Genomic DNA, 18,475 nt, shown 5'->3' on the forward strand with positions numbered 1-18,475 from the left:
TGCCGCCGGAGCCGGCCGGTGAACCAGACGTACGGCATCGTGGGCGTGACCGCCGTGATCCTCGCCACCGTCCTCGTCGGCGCGCTCGGCCTGCGCATCTCCCGCACCACCTCCGACTTCTACGTCGCCTCCCGCACCGTCGCCCCGCGGCTGAACGCCTGCGCGGTCAGCGGCGAGTACCTCTCCGCCGCCTCCTTCCTCGGCGTCGCCGGACTGGTCCTCGCCCAGGGCGTCGACATGCTCTGGTTCCCCATCGGCTACACCGCCGGCTTCCTGGTGCTGCTGGCCTTCGTCGCCGCCCCGCTGCGCCGCTCCGGCGCCTACACGCTGCCCGACTTCGCCGAGGCCCGGCTGGAGTCCCGGGCGGTACGCAGGACCGCCGGCGTGCTGGTCGTCGGCATCGGCTGGCTGTATCTGCTGCCCCAGCTGCGCGGGGCCGGCCTCACCCTCCGGCTGCTCACCGGCGCCCCCGGCTGGCTCGGCGGACTCATCGTCGCCGCCGTGGTGACCGCGGCCGTCGCCGCGGGCGGCATGCGCAGCATCACCTTCGTCCAGGCCTTCCAGTACTGGCTCAAACTCACCGCCCTGCTGGTGCCCGTCGTGTTCCTGCTGCTTGCCTGGCGCGGCGACGGCGCCCCGGCCGCCGCCTGGGACGAACGGCCCGTCTTCCACCGCTCCACCGAGGTGCGCGTCGACCGGACGCTCACCCTCACCGTGCGTGAGCCGGTCCGCGTGACCGCCTCCGGGACGGTCGACGGCCGTACCGTGCACGGGACTTCGCTGCGGCTCGGCGAGGGCCGGCACCGGATCGCAGCGGGCACGGCCCTGCGCTTCCCGGCCGGCGCCGGCGTCCCCCTGCCCGACGCCGGCCCCGGCCGGGCCGCGCCGTCCAGCTGGGCCAGACCGCTGTCCTCGGACCGCGGACAGCACAGCCTGTACGCCACCTACGGGCTGATCCTCGCCACCTTCCTCGGCACCATGGGGCTGCCGCACGTCGTCGTCCGCTTCTACACCAACCCCGACGGCCGCGCCGCCCGCCGCACCACCGTCAGCGTGCTCGCCCTGCTCGGCGCGTTCTACCTGCTCATCCCCCTGTACGGCATGCTCGGCCGCCTGTACGCCCCCGACCTGCTCCTGACCGGCGACACCGACGCCGCGGTCCTCGTCCTGCCGCAGCGGCTGCTCGGTGGTGTCGCCGGGGACCTGCTCGGCGCGCTCGTCGCCGGCGGCGCCTGCGCCGCGTTCCTCTCCACGGCCTCCGGGCTCACCATGTCGGTGGCGGGCGTCCTCGCCCAGGACGTCCTGCCCACCCTCGGCGTCCGCCACTTCCGGCTCGCCACGCTGCCCGCCATCGCGGTGCCGACCGCCGCCGCGGCCGTGGTCAGCGACCTGCCCGTCGCGGACGCGGTCGGCCTGGCCTTCGCCGTCTCGGCATCCTCCTTCTGCCCGCTGCTCGTCCTCGGCATCTGGTGGCGCGGCCTGACCCCGCCGGGCGCGATCGCCGGGCTGCTCCTCGGCGGGGGTTCGGCGTTCACCGCCGTGACGGCCACGATCGCCGGCGGCGCGCGCTCGGGCTGGCTGCACACGCTGCTCGCCTGGCCCGCGGTGTGGTCGGTCCCCGCGGGCTTCGCCGCGATGATCCTGACCTCCCTGGCCACCCGCGACCGCGTACCGCCCGGCACCGCCGCGACCATGTCCCGCCTCCACCTCCCCGAACGCCCGCCCCCCGCCCGCCCCGGACCGGCGACGCCCTGACCGAGGAGCCCCCGTGCCACCCACCCGCACCGCCCACCGCTCCCTGGCCCCGGCCACCGGCCGCGCCCTGCCGGACCGGAGCCACCATGAGGACCAACTGCGCCGCGGAGGCATGCCGTTCACGGCTCCGGTGCACCGGCGGCCGGGGGAGTGCGGCCGTCGGGCCCGTGCCGCGGTGGGTCGGCGCGGTCGCTGCGCACCCGGCGCCCGCGCCCGCTCCGCCGGCCCCATCCCGCCCAGGTCATGACCGTCCTCGGCACCGCCGCGCTCGTGCTGGCCGGGCTCGCGCTGTTCGTGCTCGGGGCCGCGCTCGGGCACGGTGCGGCGCGCCGGCAGCAGGAGCACTCCGCCGACGGCGAGGGAGCCCGCGCCCTGGCCCACGGCCTGCACGGCGCGGCGCTCGCCGCGGCGCCCCTGCGCGCCGGGCTCACCCCCGACACCGCCCGCAAGTCCGCCCGCAGGCTGCGCCCGCTGCTCGGCACCCCCGCCCTCGCCCTCACCGACGACGCCTCCGTGCTCGCCTGGGACGGCGCCGGCGACCACCATCGCGCGGAGGTGACGGCGCTGCTCGCCCGCCCGCCCCGCGCCCGTACCTTCCCGCTGTCCTGCGACGACCCCCGCTGCCCCGTGCGCTGGGGCGCCCTGCTGCCGCTCACCGCCGACGACCCGGACGGCGGTGAGCGGCAGCAGGGCGCCCTCGCCGTGTTCGCCGCCGAGGAGTCCACCGCTCTGGTGCGCGCCGGCGAGGAAGCGGCCCGCCGGCTCTCCGTCGGCCTGGAACTCGCCGGTCTCGACGGGCTCCGCGCCCGCGCCCACGAGGCCGAGGTGCGGGCCCTGCGCGCGCAGATCTCCCCGCACTTCATCTACAACTCCCTCGCCAGCATCGCGTCCTTCGTGCGCACCGACCCCCAGCGCGCCCGCGAACTCCTGCAGGAGTTCGCCGACTTCACCCGCTACTCCTTCCGGCGCGAAGGCGACTTCACCACCCTCGCCGAGGAACTGCGCTCCATCGAGCAGTACCTGGAACTCGCCCGCGCCCGCTTCGGCCGCCGCCTGAAGGTGACCCTGCGCATCGCCCCCGAGGTGCTTCCCGTCACGCTGCCCTTCCTCTGCCTGCAGCCCCTGGTCGAGAACGCCCTCAAGCACGGCCTGGAGGGACCCGTGGAGCGGCTGAGCGTGACGATCATCGCCGAGGACGAGGGCACCGAGGCCCGCGTCGTCGTCGAGGACGACGGCGTCGGCATGGAACCGGAACGCCTGCGCGCCATCCTGCGCGGCACCGCCGGACCGGCCACCGGCATCGGCCTGAGCAACGTCGACGGCCGGCTGCGCGAGGTCTACGGCGACGACCACGGCCTGGTCATCGAGACGGGCGTCGGCGCGGGCACGAAGATCACCCTCCGCGTCCCGAAGTTCCGCCCCGGCATCCAGGCACGCTCCGCACAGGGGTAGCAGCCTGTCCCGCCCGCCCCACCCGGCGGGAGAGGAAGATCACGTACCGGGAGGCGGTCTTGGCCATGCGCCTGTCACGCGGTACGGTCGGTCCGATATCGACGACGGCGGAACGGAAGCCGGTGGGAATCCGGCACGGTCGCGCCACTGTATGCGGAACTCCCGTGAGGGACCCGTGAGTCAGACCCGTGGCCGTCGTCCTGTGCACCACCGAGATGGGACGCGAACTCCCAGAGGAGGTCCTGCCATGGCGCAGACCGTCGCCCAGCCGACAGCCACCACCCCCGTCGTTCCCGCCAAGCTGCCGCTGAGGGCGATAGCTCCCTGGGCGGTCTTCTTCGGCGTCCTCATGCTGATCCTGCTCTACTTCGTCGGCGCCGAGCAGGGCGCCACCTCCGTGTTCAACGGCACGGACGTCCACGAGTGGGTGCACGACGCCCGTCACCTGCTCGGTTTCCCCTGCCACTGACGCCGGGGACACCGCACACCCATGAACTCCGCAACCGTACGGAACCTGCTCGTACGGGGCATGCTCGCCGGCCTCGCGGCCGGCGTGCTCGCCCTGGTCGTGGCGTACGTCCTCGGTGAGCCGAACGTCGACAAGGCGATCAGCTTCGAGCACGCCCACACGCACGAGCACGAGACGGCGACCGTGTCCCGCTCCCTGCAGTCCACGGCGGGCCTCGCCACCGGCGTCCTCGTCTACGGCGTCGCCTTCGGCGGCATCGCCGCGCTCGCCTTCTGCTTCGCCCTCGGACGGGTGGGCCGCTTCGGCCCGCGGGCCACGGCACTGCTGCTGTCGGGGTGCGCACTGCTCGCCGTGTACGTGGCGCCGTTCCTGAAGTATCCGGCCAACCCGCCGTCGGTGGGCGACGCCGGCACCATCGGCAAGCGGACCGCCCTGTACTTCCTGATGATGCTGCTCGGCGTCCTGCTGGCGGTCGCCGCCACCATCCTGGGCAAGCGGCTCGCGCCGAGCCTGGGCACCTGGTGGGCGACCGTGGTGGCGGTGGCCGCGTTCACCGTCCTGATCGGCCTGGCCTACCAGTTCCTGCCCGCCGTCAACGAGGTGCCGAACGACTTCCCCGCCACCCTGCTGTGGCGGTTCCGGCTCTCGGCACTGGCGATCCAGACCGCACTGTGGGCCGGATTCGGCCTCGCCTTCGGTGAGTTGGCCGACCGGCTGCTGAACCCGAGGCCGGCGAAGGCCACGAGCGGGCACGCGGTTCCGGCCGCACACTGACCCCTCCGGTCGCCCAGGGCCCCTCGGCACCGCCCGAGGGGCCTTCGCCGTGCCACGGCCGCACGCCACCAGGCCCCTGCCCCGCCCGGCCCGGTTATCCGGTCTCCTGCGGCGTGGGGAGCGGACGCCCCAGACGCAGATTCCAGCGCCCGGCCCGCCCGCTGAGTTCGGTGACCGTCAACGGCGGTACGTCGAGGCGCCAGAAGACGGAAAGGGGCAGCCCCAGCGCGCCCACGACAGCCGCCCGCACCACCTCGGGCTCGACCACGGCGACCGTACGGCCGTCCAGGGCCCGCGCGTCGGCCAGCAGGCGCCCGACGCGCCCGCACAGATCGCGCACGGACTCACCGCCGTGCGGCGCGCCCTCGGGGTCGGTGAGCCAGCGGCCCACCGCGTCCGGCTCGGCGGCCCCCACCTCCTCCAGGGTCCGGCCGCGCCAGCGCCCCACGTCGAGCCCCGCCAACTCCGGTGCGGGCACGCCGGCGAGGCCCAGCGCCGCGGCCGTCTCCCGGCAGCGCACGCCGGGGGAGACCAGGACACGCGCCGCGGAGGGCAGCGACCCCGCCGCCGCGCGGGCCCGTGCCGCACCGGCGTCGTCGAGCGGGCCGTCGTCGTCGAAACGCGCCTGCCGCGCGGACACGCTCATCGCGGGGGAGACCAGGAGGACTCGGCTGGTCAAGTGGTGGCTCCTGCTGTCGTCATGACGGAACGCCGGCTCCGGTGCCAGGCTGGTTGTGTTGACTGGCGGAGGAGCGAGCGGTCGGACCGCGCAGGCCGCCTCGTCCCGTGCCGCGCGGTCGCGACCCTAGCATTCGGGGCCCGGTCCGGTCGGTGCCCGCGGGGGCCGTCCCTGCACCTCGGCGTCGGTGCCGGCGGTCGCCGTGCCCGCAGCGGCCGGGCGGTGATCACGTCGGCGCGCCGGGGCCGGACATCGGGGGACTCCGGCACATCCGGCACACCTGACACATCCATCAGCTCAAGCCCTCCCGGCACACCCGGCACGCCTGGCACGTCCTCGTACGCGCCGCCCACCGGCGTCCTGCACACCGTGACCGAGGTCCGTCGCCGGTGTCCCGTGGCCGGTCCAGATGTGTGCTGCCCGGCCTGGGCCGACGATGGAGGAGAGACGAGGGATGAGACCAGAACGCCGGCCCGTGCGGCGCGAGCCGAGGGGCCGGGCGGGAAGGAAGCCGAGGCATGGGCGCGACCGAACCGTCCCGGGCAGGCCACGACCGGTCGGCGGCGGGTTCCGCCGCGCCGCCCAGTGGCCTGCTGGATCTGCTCAGCGTCGCCGCGGTGGTCCTGAACCCCAAGGGGCAGGTGGTCTTCTGGAGCCCGAACGCCGAGGACCTCTTCGGCTACACCGCCGAGCAGGCGCTGGGGCAGTACGCGGCCCAGCTCATGATCCACGAGCAGCACCGCGACGAAGTGGTCAAGCTGTTCGCCGAGGTCATGGGGACGGGCGCCGACTGGGCCGGGGCCTTCCCGATCCGGCACAAGGACGGCAGCACCCGCATGGTGGAGTTCCGCAACATGCGGCTGCTGGACGACCTCGGTGACGTCTACGCCCTCGGCCTCGCCGCGGACCAGCGCGCGGTGGAGCGCGTCGAGCGCGATGCCGCCCTCGCCATGTGCCTGGTGTCCCAGTCCCCCGTGGGGCTGGCCATCCTGGACCCGGACCTGCGGTACCTGGCCGTGAACCCCGCGCTCGAACGGATCACCGGTCAGTCCGCCGCCGAGCGCCTGGGCCGCCCGGTCGGCGAGATCCTCACCTACCTGGACACCGACCCCGAGGGACGTCTGCGCCATGTCCTGGAGACCGGCGAGTCGGTCGTGGACCGGCACATCGTCTGCCGTCCTCCTTCCGACCCGGACCACGATCACGCCTGGTCCGTGTCCTACTACCGGCTGGAGGACTCCGGCGGTCGGGTCCTCGGCCTCGCCTATGCCGTCATCGACGTCACCGAACGCCACCGAGCCGCCGCCGAGGCGGCCCGGGCCCGGGAACGGCTGTCCCTGATCGCCAGGGCCTCCACCGCCGTGGGCACGACACTGGACGTGGAGACCACGGCGCGCGAACTCGCCGACGTCGTCGTACCGGGGCTGGCCGACGTGGCGGCCGTGGACGTCCTCGACAGCGCGCTCGACGGCCGGGCCGCCGCACACGACGGGCCGGCTGTCTTCCGCGCCCTCGCCGTGAGCGCGGCCCACCCCACCGAGGCCGTCCGGGCCGCGGACCCGCCCGGGGGACTCGCCAGCTACAGCGGCGACCGGCTGATCACCCGGTGCGTGCGCACCCGCCGTCCCGTCCTGGTGCCGCACACCACCCGAGAGGATCTGGGCCGCATCGCCCGGCACGGCGAGGCCGCCTCCCTCATGGACGCGGCCGGCGTCCACTCCTACCTGGCCGTACCGCTGCTGGCCCGGGGCGAGGTCCTGGGCGCCCTCGACCTCACCCGCATCGGCAACCCCGTCCCCTTCGACGCCGCCGACGCCTTCCTCGCCTGCGAGCTGGCCGCCCGCGCCGCGGTCTGCATCGACAACGCCCGCGGATACCAGGCCCAGCGCGACGCGGCCCTCACCCTCCAGCGCAGCCTGCTCCCCGAGCCCCCGTCGGGCCTGCCCGGCCTGGAGGTCGCCTGCCGCTACCAGCCGGCCGGCGCCACGAGCGAGATCGGGGGCGACTGGTACGACGCCATCCCGCTGGAGGGCGACCGCACCGCCCTGGTCGTCGGGGACGTCATGGGCAGCGGCATCAAGGCCGCCGCCACCATGGGCCAACTGCGCAGCGCCGCGCGGGCGTTCGCCGAACTCTCGCTCGCCCCCGCCGAGGCCCTCCACCACCTGGACCACCTCACCGAGGTCATCGAGCAGACCATCACCACCTGCATCTACTGCGTCCACGACCCCCACCGGGGCACCTGCGAGATCTGCCTCGCCGGCCATCTGCCCCCCGCGCTGATCCGGCGCGGCCGGGCGGCGCGGCTGCTCGACCTGCCCACCGGCGCGCCGCTCGGCGTCGGCGGGGTGCCCTTCGAGGCGGCCACCATCCCCTTCCGCCCCGGCGACGAACTGGTCCTCTACACCGACGGCCTGGTCGAGACCCGCAGCGAGCCCATCGACGCCCGCCTGGACACGCTCCTCGACACCCTCACCACGACCCGCGGCCACGACGTCGAGGACACCTGCGACCGGCTCCTTGCGGCGCTGCGCCCGCCCGGCGGCGAGGACGACGTCGCCCTGCTCGTCGCCCGTGCCCTCGACTGAGCGGCCGGCTGCTGCCGAGACTTTCGGCACAACATCTGCACATCGCGCCGTTACGGGGTAACCGCATCCAGGTAAGGGCTGTCAGACGGACTGTTGCCGTTTGACAACAATAGCCATGAGGCAACAAAGTAACCGTGTCGGACGTGCGCGGGGAAGGACCTGGAATGCTCCGGTGGGCGGAGACCACTCCGTGCGCTGGTCGTCGTCGCCGAAAGGCGGCGGTGACGCAGGCGCCGCCCCTGGCGGCTCAGGCGGTCTGGCTGCTGGGATCCGTGGAGTCCTCGTGTATCTGCGTCGCCGCTGTGGCGCAGAACGCCTCGAGCCCCTCCAGCAGCGCGATCCGCTTGCCAGCGGGCATATCCGCCAGCACCTTCCGCAGCTCCCGCTCCCGGCGGGCGCGCAGGTCGGCGAGGAAGGCGCGGCCCGGGCCGCTGAGGTGCAGCCGCACCTCGCGCCGGTCCTCCGCGCTCACCGCCCGCTCGACGAACCCCGCGGCGACGAGCCGGTCGCACAACCGGCTCGTGGACGGCGGGGTCGAGGCGAGGCTCTCGGCGAGCGTGCGCAGGTTGATGCCGTCGTGGTGCTCGAGGATGTGCAGCACCCGAAGCTGGGACGCGGAGGTGGGCGCGGTGGAGGCCCGGCCCCACACGACCTCCAGCAGCTCGACGGCCGTGGTGGTCACGCGTGCGACCTGTTCGGGCTCTGGGCGGCGGCGGAAGGCAGTCACGGTCACACTCTCGCAGGCACTGGGGTGCCTGTCAGCGTACTAGGCGCACGCGCGGCCGCAGCCGATCCGCTGCGACCGGCGCGCTTCAAGCGGGAGTTCGGCCTCGTGGGCGAGGCCCGTTCGTTGTCCGGCGAAAAGATAGGTGTGTTTCTCATCGTGAAAAGACTCCATGCCGCTGAACGCGCGCTGCGCACGGCGGCCCCTCATGCCTTGCTCGACGCCGTGCGCGTCGTACTGATCGAGCAGTACGGCGCGGAAGACGTCGAGCTGTTCATGGCCGACTACGGCCTGACGGTGCTTCAGCCGTTGTCGTCCCCCGCGCTCCGGCCGCTGTCGGTGCACAACAGCCCGGCCGGCCGGGCCTTCGGCTCGCAGAAGCCGTACTGCGAGGAGGGCCGGGACGGGCGGCCCCGCCTGCACCTTCCGGTGACCGTGCGCGGCGACCGGCTCGGCGTGCTGTCCGTGACCCTGTCCGGGAGCGAGGCGGTACGTCGCTCGGAGCCCGAACTGGCCGAGATCGCCGAGGTGCTGGGCCACGAGCTGGTCGTGGCCGAGCGCGACACAGACGTGTATCTGCAGGCGCGGCGCAAGGACCGGCTCACCCTCGCCGCCGAGATGCAGTGGCAGCTGCTGCCCGGCCGCTCCTGCTCCCGCCCCGAGTACGAACTGGGGGCGCAACTGGAGCCGGCGTACGCCATCTTCGGCGACAACTTCGACTGGTCCGCGACGGCCGACCACCTGATGCTGTACGTCACGAACGGCATGGGCGAGGGCATAGAGGCCTCCCTGCTCACCAACCTGGCCATCAACGCCCTGCGCAACGCGCGGCGCGCCGGCATCTCCATCGCCGACCAGGCGGCCCTCGCCGACCAGGCCGTCTACGCGCACTACCAGGGGCGCTGCTACCTGTCCGTGCTCATGTTCGACTTCGACCTCGCCACCGGCCGCGCCGGCGTCGTGGACGCCGGCTCACCGCAGCTGCTGCGGCTGCGGGACGGCGCCGTGGAGCGCGTCACCTTCGACGCCCAGCTTCCGTTGGGCATGTTCGAGGAGACCGACTATGTGGCCCAGGACTTCCAGGTCGAGCCCGGCGACCGGCTCGTCTTCGTCAGCGACGGCGTGCACGCCGTGGCCTCGCCCAAGGGTGAGGCGTACGGGGACGCGGCGCTGGCCCGGGCCATCCAGGCCACCCGGCTGCTGCCCGCCGCCGAGGTGCCGCGCGCCATCCTGCGCGAGCTGACCGGCCACCGCGGCAAGCAGGTGCCGGACGACGACGCCCTGGTGGTGTGCCTGGACTGGCGGGGCAGGAACCCGGGCGGCGGGCCGGCCCCGGCAAGCCGAATGTGACGATCGCGTGTGGTTCGGCGGATACCGTCGCACCAACGCTTGCCATAAAGCAATAATTGTTTCATGGCCTGCCGTACAGGTGGGCCGCCGAGCGCGCAGCAGGGAGACGATGTAGTGGCGGAGCAGCACGACGTGGCCCCCGAGGTCGTGCGGGAACTGGCCGGCTTCCTGGAGCGGCGGCGCGAGCAGATCGCCCAGCGGTGGGCGGACGCCGCTCTGTTCAGCACGGTGTTCACCGTCTCCCGGGACGAGGCGGTCGAGGCGTGCCGGGCCGTGGTGGACGCCCTCGCCGAGGCGGCCCGCTCCGGGCGGCTGGAGGACATCGACGCCCCCGGCTTCGGCGCCGTGAAGGACCAGCTCGGCCGGATGGCCGCCTCCCGCGCCCGGGCCGGATTCGGCCCCGCGCAGATCGCCGCGGAGGTCGGCGGGCTGCGCGCACCGGCGGCCGCGCTGCTGCGCGCCGAGTCCGAGTCCGCCGACGAGCACGCGCACGCGTGCCTGCTCGCGCTGGCGGTGCTCATGGGGACGCTGCGCCTGGTCGTCATGGAGACGACCCTGAGCGCGGGGGAGGAGCTGATCGCCCGGCAGCGCGAGCAGCTGCTGGAGGTGGCCACCCCGGTCATCAGACTGTGGGAGGGCGTCGTCGCCGTACCGCTGATCGGCACGCTGGACAGCGCCCGCAGCCAGGTGGTGATGGAGAGCCTGCTGGAGGCCATCGTCGAGCAGCGGGCCCGGTACGCCATCCTCGACATCACCGGCGTGCCGACCGTCGACTCCCTCGTCGCCCAGCACCTGATGAAGACCGTCGCAGCGGCCCGTCTGATGGGCGCGGAGTGCATCGTCTCCGGCATCCGCCCCGCGATCGCGCAGACCATCGTGCACCTCGGCATCGACCTGGGGACGATCATCACCCGGGCCGGTCTCGCCGACGCCCTGGCCCACGCGCTCACCCAGCAGGGCATCGTCGTCTCGCCACGCCCGCACGCGGGAGCGAACGCACGGTGACCGGCTTCTCCGGCCACGCGGGCACGGTGCCGGTCCTGGCACTGGGCGACGTCCTGCTGATCACCCTGCAGGGAGAGCTCCTCGACGGGGCGGCCGAACAGCTCAAGGACGACCTCGCCCACCGCATCGCGGCCGGCCCGGTGGGCGGAGTCGTGATCGACATCTCCGGGGTGGAGACGGTCGACTCCTTCCTCGGCCGCATCCTGGCCGAGATCGCCGCGAACGCACACCTGCTGGCAGCCAGGACGGTGCTGGCCGGCATGCGTCCCGCCGTGGCCATCACCCTGGTCGAGCTGGGCCTCACCCTGCCCGGCCTGGACACGGCCCTGGACGTCGAGAGGGCGCTGTCCCTGCTGGGCCGCGCCCCCTCGGCAGCCTCACCCGCACACCCGGAAGAGGGTGCATGATGCATGCCCCACTCGCGCCGACCACGCGTCTGCCCATCGGCTCGGACGCGGACCTGGCCTGGGTACGCCAGCGCGTACGCCGGGCCGCCGCCGACCTCGGCTTCAGTCTGGTCCAGCAGACGAAGCTGGTCACCGCGGTCAGTGAACTGGCCCGCAACACGCTGGTGCACGGCGGCGGCGGGGCCATGGAGATGACGGTCCTCGACGAGGGAGGCAGACGCGGACTGCGGCTGTCGTTCGTCGACGACGGCCCCGGCATCCGGGACATCGGCCTGGCCATGACCGACGGCTACACCACCGGCGGCGGCCTGGGCCTGGGCCTGAGCGGCGCCAAACGGCTCGTCCAGGAGTTCACCCTCGACAGCCGTCCCGGCAAGGGCACGACCGTCACCATCACCGACTGGGCCACGGGCGTGCCCGGCCCCCGTGCGGGGGCGCCATGAGCCGGGTCTGGGACATCCCCGTCCAGGACAGCACCCGGGTGCGGGACGTGCGCGTGGCCGCGGAAGCCGCCTGCGCCCGCACCGGGCTGGACGCCCACGCCACCGCGGGCGCGGCGCTGGTGGCCACCGAACTGGCGACCAACCTGGTCAAGCACGTCGGCGGCGGCCGCATCGTGATCAACCTGACCGGTCCCTGCGACACCCGTGCCGAAGCCGTGCCCGGGGTGCAGATCACCTCGCTCGATCACGGGCCGGGCATCGGCAACGTCCAGGCGGCACTGCGCGACGGGCACACCACCGCCTCCTCCTCGCTCGGCGCGGGCCTGGGGACCTGCCTGCGCGTCTCCAGCGACTTCGACCTGCACAGCAGGCCGGGCCGGGGCACCGTCGCCGTGGCGCGCATCAGGCCGGCGCGTCCCGCGGGCACCCCGTCACCGGGACGGACCCCCTCCGCCACGGGCGTGCGCGCCGGAGGCGTCGTCACCTCGCTCGCCCATGCCGAGCACTCCGGCGACGCCTTCGCCTGGGTGCGCTCCGGACCCACGGTCACGCTGCTGCTCGCCGACGGACTCGGCCACGGCGGCAAGGCGGCCGAGGCGTCCACCGCCGCCGTGGAGGAACTGCGCACGAGCGCCGCTCTGCCGCCGGCCGGCATCCTGCGGCGCCTGCACGAGGCCTTGCGGACCACGCGCGGTGCGGCCGTCGGCGTCGCCCAGCTCGACGAGGGCACCGGCCGGCTGTCCTTCGCCGGCGTCGGCAACATCGGCGCCCGGCTGCGCACCGAGGACGTGTGGCAGCCGCTCATCTCCCACCCGGGCATCGTCGGAGCCCACTTCCCCGCCACCGTGCCCGTGCAGCAGGCCTCCTGGCGGCAGGACAGCCTGCTCGTCCTGCACAGCGACGGGCTGCCCAGCCGCTGGGAGCCGCCGCACGACCCCAGGCTCCTCGGCCACGACCCGGCCGTGACCGCCGCGGTCGTCCTGCGGGACGCCGGCAGCGCCGCACGCCCGCTGCGCGACGACACCAGCGTGGCCGTCCTGGCCCCCGAACCCCCGGACGGACGTCCATGACCGCACCCCCCGACGTCTGGAAGATCGCGTCCGTCACCGACGCGGCCCTGGCCCGTGCCGCCGTCGACCGCGTCCTCACCGACGGCGGGACGCCGGCCCTGGAGCGGGCCCGCCTCCTCACGTCGCTCACGGCGCGGCTGCGCCACTGCCTGAGCCGGGGCGGCGAGTGGGAACTCCTGCTCCACCTCCGGCACACCGGCGACCACCAGGACGGCCGGCTCGACGTCTGGCTGCGGCCGGTCGGCTCCGCTCTCCCGGCCCCCGACGGCGGGCCCGCTCTCAGCTGCCCCCTGCCCCGCCCGCCCGCCGGGCACCCTCCCCGCACCGGCCTGCCGCTGCCCGAGGCGCTGCTGCACGCCGACGAGGACACCGCCGCCCTGCTGAGCCTGCTGGACGAGCAGGAACACCTCATCCGGCTGCACCGGGAGGAACTGCACGACACCAACCAGGGCGTGCTCGCGCTGCACTCCGACCTCGAAGCCGCCGTACGGGCCCAGCGGGAGCTGCTCGACGCCGAGCGGGCTGCCCGCGCCGAGGCGGAGCGCGCCCGGCGCCTGCTGACCTTCCTCGGTGACGCCAGCGCCGCCATCACGGCGTCCCTCAGCCCCACGGCCATCGTGCGCCGCCTGTCGGAGCTGCTGATCCCGGACTACGCGGCCGACCTCGACGTCTGGCTCTTCGACGAGGACGACGAGCGGCCCCACCCGGTGCGGGAGCACTCGGCGGCCGCGGTGGCCGCCGCCCGCACGGGCCGGCCCCAGCACGCGGCCCCCCACCCCGGCAACCTGCCCGGCATCGGAGACCTCCCGCCCTCCGCGCTGTCTCCCGAGCGGCCCCTGCTGGCCATCCCGCTGGGAGCCCACAGCCTGCTGGGCGTCCTCACCCTCACCGCACCCGGCCCCCGCTTCGACCCCGACACCTGCGTGATGCTGGTGGAACTCGCCCGCCGCGTCGGCATCGCCCTGGACAACGCCCGCCAGTACGAGCGCTACCGCGACACCGCCGACACCCTGCAGCGGGCCCAGCTGACCGACCTGCCGGCCGTCCCCGGGCTGCTCCTGGCCGCGCGCTACCTCCCCGCCACCCAGGGACTGAACATCGGCGGCGACTGGTACGACGCCTTCCTCCAGCCCGACGGAAGCCTGCTGGCCGTCATAGGGGACGTCACCGGCCACGGGCTGCACGCCGCCGTCGTCATGGGCCAGCTGCGCACCGCGCTGCGCGCCTACGCCGTCGACAACGCCACCCCGGGGCAGGTCCTCACGCGCCTGCACCACATGCTCCGGCACCTGCAGCCCGACCTGTACGCCACCGCGCTGGTCGCCCGCATCCGGCCCGGCGAACCCGAGGTGGTCTGGGCGTCGGCCGGCCATCCGCCCGCCGTCGTGCGCGGCGCCGACGCAGCCGTGCGGGTCCTGGGCGACAAGCCGGGCGTCATGCTGGGCATCCCGGTGACGTACACCTACGCCGACCACGTCGCCGAACTGCCGCCCGGGTCGTCCCTGGTGCTGTACACCGACGGCCTGGTCGAACGCCGGGCGCAGGGCATCGATCCCGGCATCGAACGCCTCCGCCGGGCGCTGGGCGCCCTGAGCGCGCCGGAACTGGAACAGGACCCGGACGCCGCCGCCGACGCCCTGCTCAAACCCCTCCTGCACGACTCCGAGCGCGACGACGACGTCTGTCTGCTGCTGTGCCACACCGTGACGCCGACCGGACCGGAGCGGCGTACGCAGGGCGCCTGACCCCCGGGCCGGAAGGAGAGCTGCCGGTGCCCGCTCGCGGAGCGGTAGCGTGGAGGCCACCAGGCGAGAGGGTGGATGCCGTGAGAGCCTCTGAATCGCTTCCGTCCGCGGAGGCCCTGCTGCGCGCGGCCCCGCCCCACGCGCTGGTCGCCACCGCCCGCCGTCTGCTGGCCGAGCGGGCCGGGGCCGAGGAGGTGACCCTCCTGCTGGCCGACTACGGACTGACCGTGCTGCAACCGGTGTCCCACCTGCCGCACACCGGCCCCCCGGTGCCCGCCCACGACGGCCCGGCGGGCAGCGCCTTCATCAACCAGAGCCCGGTGATCGAGGTCCTGCGCGAGCCCCCGGGCCAGCTGGTGCATCTGCCCATCACCGTGCGCGGAGACCGCATGGGCGTCCTGTCCGTGCGCCTGCCCGCAGGGCCCGTCGACCCGGACACGGTGCTCCGCCTCGGCGACTTCGCCACGGCGCTCGGCCACGAGGTCGCCACCGCCGACCGCGACACCGACCTGTACCTCCAGGCGCGCCGCACCCGCCGCCTGACGCTCGCCGCCGAGATGCAGTGGCAGCTCCTGCCCGGCTGCGGCTCGGCCCGCGAGGAATACGCCATCGGCGCGCACCTGGAGCCCGCCTACGCCATAGGCGGGGACAACTTCGACTGGTCCGCCGGCGCCGACCACCTCGTCCTCACCGTGACCGACGGCATGGGCCAGGGCATCGACGCCTCGCTGCTCACCAGCCTCACCGTCGGCGCCCTGCGCAACGCCCGCCGCGCCGGCATCGGCCTGGCCGACCAGGCGTGCCTCGCCGACCAGGCGGTCTTCGCGCAATACGGCGGCAAGGCGTACGCGTCCACGCTGCTGCTCCGGTTCGACCTGGTCTCCGGGGCGGTACGCGCGGTCGACGCCGGGTCACCGCAGCTGTTCCGCCAGCGCGGCGACCACACCGAGCGGATCGAGCTGGAGGCGCAGCTGCCGCTCGGCATGTTCGAGGAGACCCTGTACGTCGAGCAGACCTTCCAGGTCGAGCCCGGCGACCGCCTGATCGCGGTCAGCACCGGAGTGCACGGCACCCGCTCGGCGGCGGGCGACCTGTTCGGCGAGCGGGCCCTGCGCCAGATCCTCGGCGCCACCCGGTCCGCGCCGCCGCACGAGACGGCCCGCTCGGTCGTCGCGGGGCTGATCGAGCACTACGGCAGCAAGGACCTCATGTCCGACGCCGCAGTGGTCTGCCTCGACTGGAAGGGCCGACGCGGCTGACCGTGCCCCGGTCACCCGCTCAGGCGCCGGGGCGGTCCGGACCCCGGGCGACCCCGTCCTGAGCGGCCAGGAAACCCTGCAGACCGCGGCTGAGCGCGTCCCGGTCGCCCGCCCCCATGGCCGCGAACACGGCGGCGAGCGCCTGCGACCGGCGGGCGGCCACCTCGTCCAGCACCTGCCGGCCGTGCCCCGTGAGGTTCAGCTGCACCTCGCGCCGCTTCCGCGGGTGCAGCACACGCTCCAGCAGGCCGGCCGCCTCCAGCCGGTCGCACAGCCGGCTGGCCGTCGGCATTCCTATCTCCATGCTCTCCGCCAGAGCGGTGAGGTTGAGCCCCGGCGCGGCCTGGAGGATCCGCAGGGCCCGCAGCTGGTGCGGCGACAGGCGCAGCCGCGCCCCCTGCGCGGCGACGGACCACAGGGTCGCCAGACTGTCCACGGCATCGGCGAGCTCCAGCGCGAGGGCCGCCATGGGATCATCGTCCGGCCCGCTTGCCTGGTCGTCCCCGAAGCCGCTGAGACGAGTCACGAACACATCGCTTTCAGTAATCGCCTGCCCATACGGATACCACCCTCATTCAAACGCGGTACCCGAACGGCCGCCGGGCAAGCACCGCCGGCCGGGCCATCGTAGGAGACGCACAGCGGTCGGGGCCGCGTCCTCGGCGCCCGGCCGTACCCGTCGGCCGGATTGAACAAGGGCATCGAGGGCAGGCGTCTCCGCGAGCGGATCGTGCGGAAACGGGGGTTGAGCATGCCGAATGCTCCTGCGCTCGCCGGATGCCATTCCGGCCGCGCCGATGTGACGGCGCGTCGGCGCGCCGTCGAGCTGGGTGCGAGAAAGCCCCGGGCGGGAGGGGAAAGCGATGTCAGTGCGGATGCCGCGCAGCCGCTCGGACACCGACTGAACCGCGGACGCGCCGAGAAGGAGGAGGTCGTCGCATGGCAGGCCGTGACCTGCGGGAGGCCACGAGAGCGCGCACGCGTGCCGTCCTGGGCCGCCGGTCCGACGCCGCCGCCCGTGCCCGCGACGTCTGCCGCACGTTCCTCAACGGCCTTCGGACCCCGGTCCGCGAGAAGACGGCCTCGGCGGTCGAGCTGGTCGTCACCGAACTGGTGACGAACGCCGTACGGCACGCCCGAGGCGACCTCTGCGTCCTGGAACTGGAGGACGGACCCGACGCGGTGACCGTGGCCGTCCGCGACGGCGACCCCGCACCCCCGCGCGCTCGAACGCCTGACTTCACCGGATCCGGTGGATTCGGCCTGCTCATGGTGGGCAGGCTCGCCGACGAGGTAACGGTGGAGTCCGCGGCGCGGGGCAAGACGATCCGCGCCAGAGTGCCGAAGTAGCCGAGGCAGGCCGGTGAAGACACAGCCGGACGCTGCCAGTACTCTTCGTTCGTTGCCCTACGGCAATCAAGAGTCCGGAGGGCTGCCGAGGCGTTCGAGGGGGAACCAGGGACGGATGCTCCCAACACAGCATGGACTTGTCGGCGTACGGGTGGTTCCCGGCTCCGCCACGGCGACCGGGGCCGCCTGGGCCTGGCAGGAACCCTCGGTGCTTCTCATCGAGGACGACGAGGCGGACGCCCTCCTGGTGGAGGAACTGGTCGCCGACTGCACCCCTGGCATGCGGCTGACCTGGGTCCGCTCGCTGGCTGATGCCCGTGACGCGATGGCCAAGGAGACCCCGGACTGCGTACTGCTCGACCTGCACCTGCCCGACTCGCACGGGCTGGAGGGCGTGGCCCGCGTACGGCAGCACGCCGATGTCGCGGTGGTCGTCCTGACGGGCCTGGCCGAGGAGAGCGCCGGTCTGGCGGCGGTCGCGGCGGGCGCGCAGGACTACCTCGTCAAGGGGCGGGTCGAAGCAGAGCTGTTCGGCCGCGCCGTGAGATATGCCATACAGCGCAAGCTGGCCGAACAGGCGGCCGCGGCTCTGCAGGCGGGTCAGCTGCGGGCGGAGGAGAACCGGCGGCTGGAGCGCGGGCTGCTGCCCACGCCCCTGCTGGGGGACACCCCGGACCTCGAGGTGGTCGCCCGCTATCTGCCGGGCCGGGAACAGGCGCTGCTCGGCGGCGACTTCTACGATGTCGTGCAGACCCCGGACGGCAGCGTGCACGCGCTGATCGGCGATGTCTCGGGGCACGGCCCCGACGAGGCCGCGCTCGGCGTGGGGCTGCGGATCGCCTGGCGGACGCTGGTGGTCAGCGGCGCCACCGGAGCCCGGCAGCTGAGCACCCTGGAGGAGATCCTGGTCGCCGAGCGCACCGGTGAGCAGATCTTCGCCACGCTCACCAGCCTGCACCTGCTGCCCGACGGGCGCTCGGCGCGTGTCATGCGGGCCGGCCATCCCGGCATGCTGCTGCGCGCCGGCGACGAGGTGCAGTGGGTGGAGGTGCCGGGCGGCCCGGCGCTCGGGGTGCTGCCGAGCGGCATGGCCCGCTGGCCCGTGGAGGACGTCACCCTGCCCGCAGGCGCGGGGATCGTCCTGTTCACCGACGGCCTGTTCGAGGGACGGACCGGACCGGGACACGAACGGCTGGGGGAGCAGGGCCTGTTGCAGGCGGCCCGCGCGAGCGTCGCCCTGCCCGCCGAGGAGTTCGTGGACCGGCTCATCGGCCATGCCGAGGCGCTGGCCGAGGACTACGGCGGGCTCGCCGACGACGTGGCCGTGGTGCACCTGCGCTGGAACCGGCAACCCCGACCGAGCAAGGAATCGTGACCGTGACAACGTCCCCCGCGCCCGCCCACC

General features: G+C 74.1%; 17 protein-coding genes and 1 riboswitch. Of the genes, 14 read left to right on the top strand and 3 right to left on the bottom strand.

Going from position 1 to position 18,475, the window contains the following annotated elements; all coding sequences use genetic code 11:
* Positions 1-18: 18 nt before the first annotated feature.
* The 4 genes from ACGFZN_RS00090 to ACGFZN_RS00105 all read left to right on the top strand — a co-directional run bounded on the left by ACGFZN_RS00090 (position 19) and on the right by ACGFZN_RS00105 (position 4,450).
* The gene (locus ACGFZN_RS00090) at positions 19-1,755 is read left to right on the top strand and encodes a cation acetate symporter (RefSeq protein WP_393856153.1); all 1,737 of its coding nucleotides are present in this window, start codon (positions 19-21) and stop codon (positions 1,753-1,755) included.
* A 243-nt stretch (positions 1,756-1,998) separates the two neighbouring features.
* A complete protein-coding gene (locus ACGFZN_RS00095; protein ID WP_393856154.1) occupies positions 1,999-3,207 on the top strand; it encodes a sensor histidine kinase in 1,209 nt (402 codons plus the stop codon).
* 71 nt (positions 3,208-3,278) lie between these two features.
* Positions 3,279-3,419, top strand: a riboswitch (cobalamin riboswitch).
* A 35-nt stretch (positions 3,420-3,454) separates the two neighbouring features.
* Positions 3,455-3,676, top strand: coding sequence for a CbtB-domain containing protein (locus ACGFZN_RS00100; RefSeq protein WP_393856155.1), 222 nt, complete (start codon positions 3,455-3,457; stop codon positions 3,674-3,676).
* Between the two features lie 21 nt (positions 3,677-3,697).
* The gene (locus ACGFZN_RS00105) at positions 3,698-4,450 is read left to right on the top strand and encodes a CbtA family protein (protein ID WP_393856156.1); all 753 of its coding nucleotides are present in this window, start codon (positions 3,698-3,700) and stop codon (positions 4,448-4,450) included.
* Between the two features lie 94 nt (positions 4,451-4,544).
* Here ACGFZN_RS00105 and ACGFZN_RS00110 read toward each other — a convergent pair whose 3' ends face one another.
* The gene (locus ACGFZN_RS00110) at positions 4,545-5,129 is read right to left on the bottom strand and encodes a histidine phosphatase family protein (RefSeq protein ID WP_393856157.1); all 585 of its coding nucleotides are present in this window, start codon (positions 5,127-5,129) and stop codon (positions 4,545-4,547) included.
* Positions 5,130-5,647: 518 nt separating this feature from the next.
* Between ACGFZN_RS00110 and ACGFZN_RS00115 the strand changes: the two genes are divergently transcribed.
* Positions 5,648-7,717 (top strand): SpoIIE family protein phosphatase, encoded by a 2,070-nt coding sequence (locus ACGFZN_RS00115; RefSeq protein ID WP_393856158.1) that lies wholly within the window; start codon positions 5,648-5,650, stop codon positions 7,715-7,717.
* A gap of 247 nt (positions 7,718-7,964) precedes the next feature.
* Here the strand turns inward: ACGFZN_RS00115 and ACGFZN_RS00120 are convergent, their stop codons facing one another.
* A complete protein-coding gene (locus ACGFZN_RS00120) occupies positions 7,965-8,399 on the bottom strand; it encodes a MarR family winged helix-turn-helix transcriptional regulator (RefSeq protein ID WP_393856159.1) in 435 nt (144 codons plus the stop codon).
* Positions 8,400-8,600: 201 nt separating this feature from the next.
* Between ACGFZN_RS00120 and ACGFZN_RS00125 the strand changes: the two genes are divergently transcribed.
* From ACGFZN_RS00125 to ACGFZN_RS00155, 7 genes are all read left to right on the top strand, one after another.
* Complete coding sequence (locus ACGFZN_RS00125; protein WP_393856160.1) at positions 8,601-9,791, top strand: PP2C family protein-serine/threonine phosphatase; 1,191 nt, start codon at positions 8,601-8,603, stop codon at positions 9,789-9,791.
* A gap of 63 nt (positions 9,792-9,854) precedes the next feature.
* A complete protein-coding gene (locus ACGFZN_RS00130) occupies positions 9,855-10,796 on the top strand; it encodes an STAS domain-containing protein (RefSeq protein ID WP_393856161.1) in 942 nt (313 codons plus the stop codon).
* On the top strand, positions 10,793-11,203 hold the full coding sequence (locus ACGFZN_RS00135) for an STAS domain-containing protein (protein WP_393856162.1): 411 nt from the start codon (positions 10,793-10,795) through the stop codon (positions 11,201-11,203). The genes ACGFZN_RS00130 and ACGFZN_RS00135 overlap by 4 nt, the downstream gene beginning before the upstream one ends.
* Positions 11,203-11,646 carry an ATP-binding protein gene (locus ACGFZN_RS00140; protein ID WP_393856651.1) on the top strand — a complete coding sequence of 148 codons (444 nt, stop codon included), beginning with the start codon at positions 11,203-11,205 and terminating at the stop codon, positions 11,644-11,646. Before ACGFZN_RS00135 ends, ACGFZN_RS00140 begins: the two co-directional genes overlap by 1 nt.
* Positions 11,643-12,716 carry a SpoIIE family protein phosphatase gene (locus ACGFZN_RS00145; RefSeq protein WP_393856163.1) on the top strand — a complete coding sequence of 358 codons (1,074 nt, stop codon included), beginning with the start codon at positions 11,643-11,645 and terminating at the stop codon, positions 12,714-12,716. Before ACGFZN_RS00140 ends, ACGFZN_RS00145 begins: the two co-directional genes overlap by 4 nt.
* Positions 12,713-14,461 carry a PP2C family protein-serine/threonine phosphatase gene (locus tag ACGFZN_RS00150; RefSeq protein WP_393856164.1) on the top strand — a complete coding sequence of 583 codons (1,749 nt, stop codon included), beginning with the start codon at positions 12,713-12,715 and terminating at the stop codon, positions 14,459-14,461. Before ACGFZN_RS00145 ends, ACGFZN_RS00150 begins: the two co-directional genes overlap by 4 nt.
* A 71-nt stretch (positions 14,462-14,532) precedes the next feature.
* A complete protein-coding gene (locus ACGFZN_RS00155; protein ID WP_393856165.1) occupies positions 14,533-15,720 on the top strand; it encodes a PP2C family protein-serine/threonine phosphatase in 1,188 nt (395 codons plus the stop codon).
* 19 nt (positions 15,721-15,739) lie between these two features.
* Here ACGFZN_RS00155 and ACGFZN_RS00160 read toward each other — a convergent pair whose 3' ends face one another.
* Positions 15,740-16,246 carry a MarR family winged helix-turn-helix transcriptional regulator gene (locus ACGFZN_RS00160; RefSeq protein ID WP_393856166.1) on the bottom strand — a complete coding sequence of 169 codons (507 nt, stop codon included), beginning with the start codon at positions 16,244-16,246 and terminating at the stop codon, positions 15,740-15,742.
* Between the two features lie 413 nt (positions 16,247-16,659).
* Here ACGFZN_RS00160 and ACGFZN_RS00165 point away from each other — a divergent pair, with 413 nt between their 5' ends.
* Positions 16,660-17,070 carry an ATP-binding protein gene (locus ACGFZN_RS00165; protein ID WP_393856167.1) on the top strand — a complete coding sequence of 137 codons (411 nt, stop codon included), beginning with the start codon at positions 16,660-16,662 and terminating at the stop codon, positions 17,068-17,070.
* Positions 17,071-17,185: 115 nt separating this feature from the next.
* On the top strand, positions 17,186-18,445 hold the full coding sequence (locus tag ACGFZN_RS00170; protein WP_393856168.1) for a PP2C family protein-serine/threonine phosphatase: 1,260 nt from the start codon (positions 17,186-17,188) through the stop codon (positions 18,443-18,445).
* Positions 18,446-18,475: the final 30 nt, after the last annotated feature.

The sequence above is a fragment of the Streptomyces sp. NPDC048192 genome, from assembly GCF_043202415.1.
In the GTDB taxonomy this organism is placed as follows: Bacteria; Actinomycetota; Actinomycetes; order Streptomycetales; family Streptomycetaceae; genus Streptomyces.

Coding starts and splice junctions, on each gene's coding strand:
- ACGFZN_RS00095 (WP_393856154.1), top strand. CDS start 1,999: ATGACCGTCCTCGGCACCGCCGCGCTCGTGCTGGCCGGGCTCGCGCTG.
- ACGFZN_RS00100 (WP_393856155.1), top strand. CDS start 3,455: ATGGCGCAGACCGTCGCCCAGCCGACAGCCACCACCCCCGTCGTTCCC.
- ACGFZN_RS00105 (WP_393856156.1), top strand. CDS start 3,698: ATGAACTCCGCAACCGTACGGAACCTGCTCGTACGGGGCATGCTCGCC.
- ACGFZN_RS00115 (WP_393856158.1), top strand. CDS start 5,648: ATGGGCGCGACCGAACCGTCCCGGGCAGGCCACGACCGGTCGGCGGCG.
- ACGFZN_RS00130 (WP_393856161.1), top strand. CDS start 9,855: ATGGCCTGCCGTACAGGTGGGCCGCCGAGCGCGCAGCAGGGAGACGAT.
- ACGFZN_RS00140 (WP_393856651.1), top strand. CDS start 11,203: ATGCATGCCCCACTCGCGCCGACCACGCGTCTGCCCATCGGCTCGGAC.
- ACGFZN_RS00145 (WP_393856163.1), top strand. CDS start 11,643: ATGAGCCGGGTCTGGGACATCCCCGTCCAGGACAGCACCCGGGTGCGG.
- ACGFZN_RS00150 (WP_393856164.1), top strand. CDS start 12,713: ATGACCGCACCCCCCGACGTCTGGAAGATCGCGTCCGTCACCGACGCG.
- ACGFZN_RS00165 (WP_393856167.1), top strand. CDS start 16,660: ATGGCAGGCCGTGACCTGCGGGAGGCCACGAGAGCGCGCACGCGTGCC.
- ACGFZN_RS00170 (WP_393856168.1), top strand. CDS start 17,186: ATGCTCCCAACACAGCATGGACTTGTCGGCGTACGGGTGGTTCCCGGC.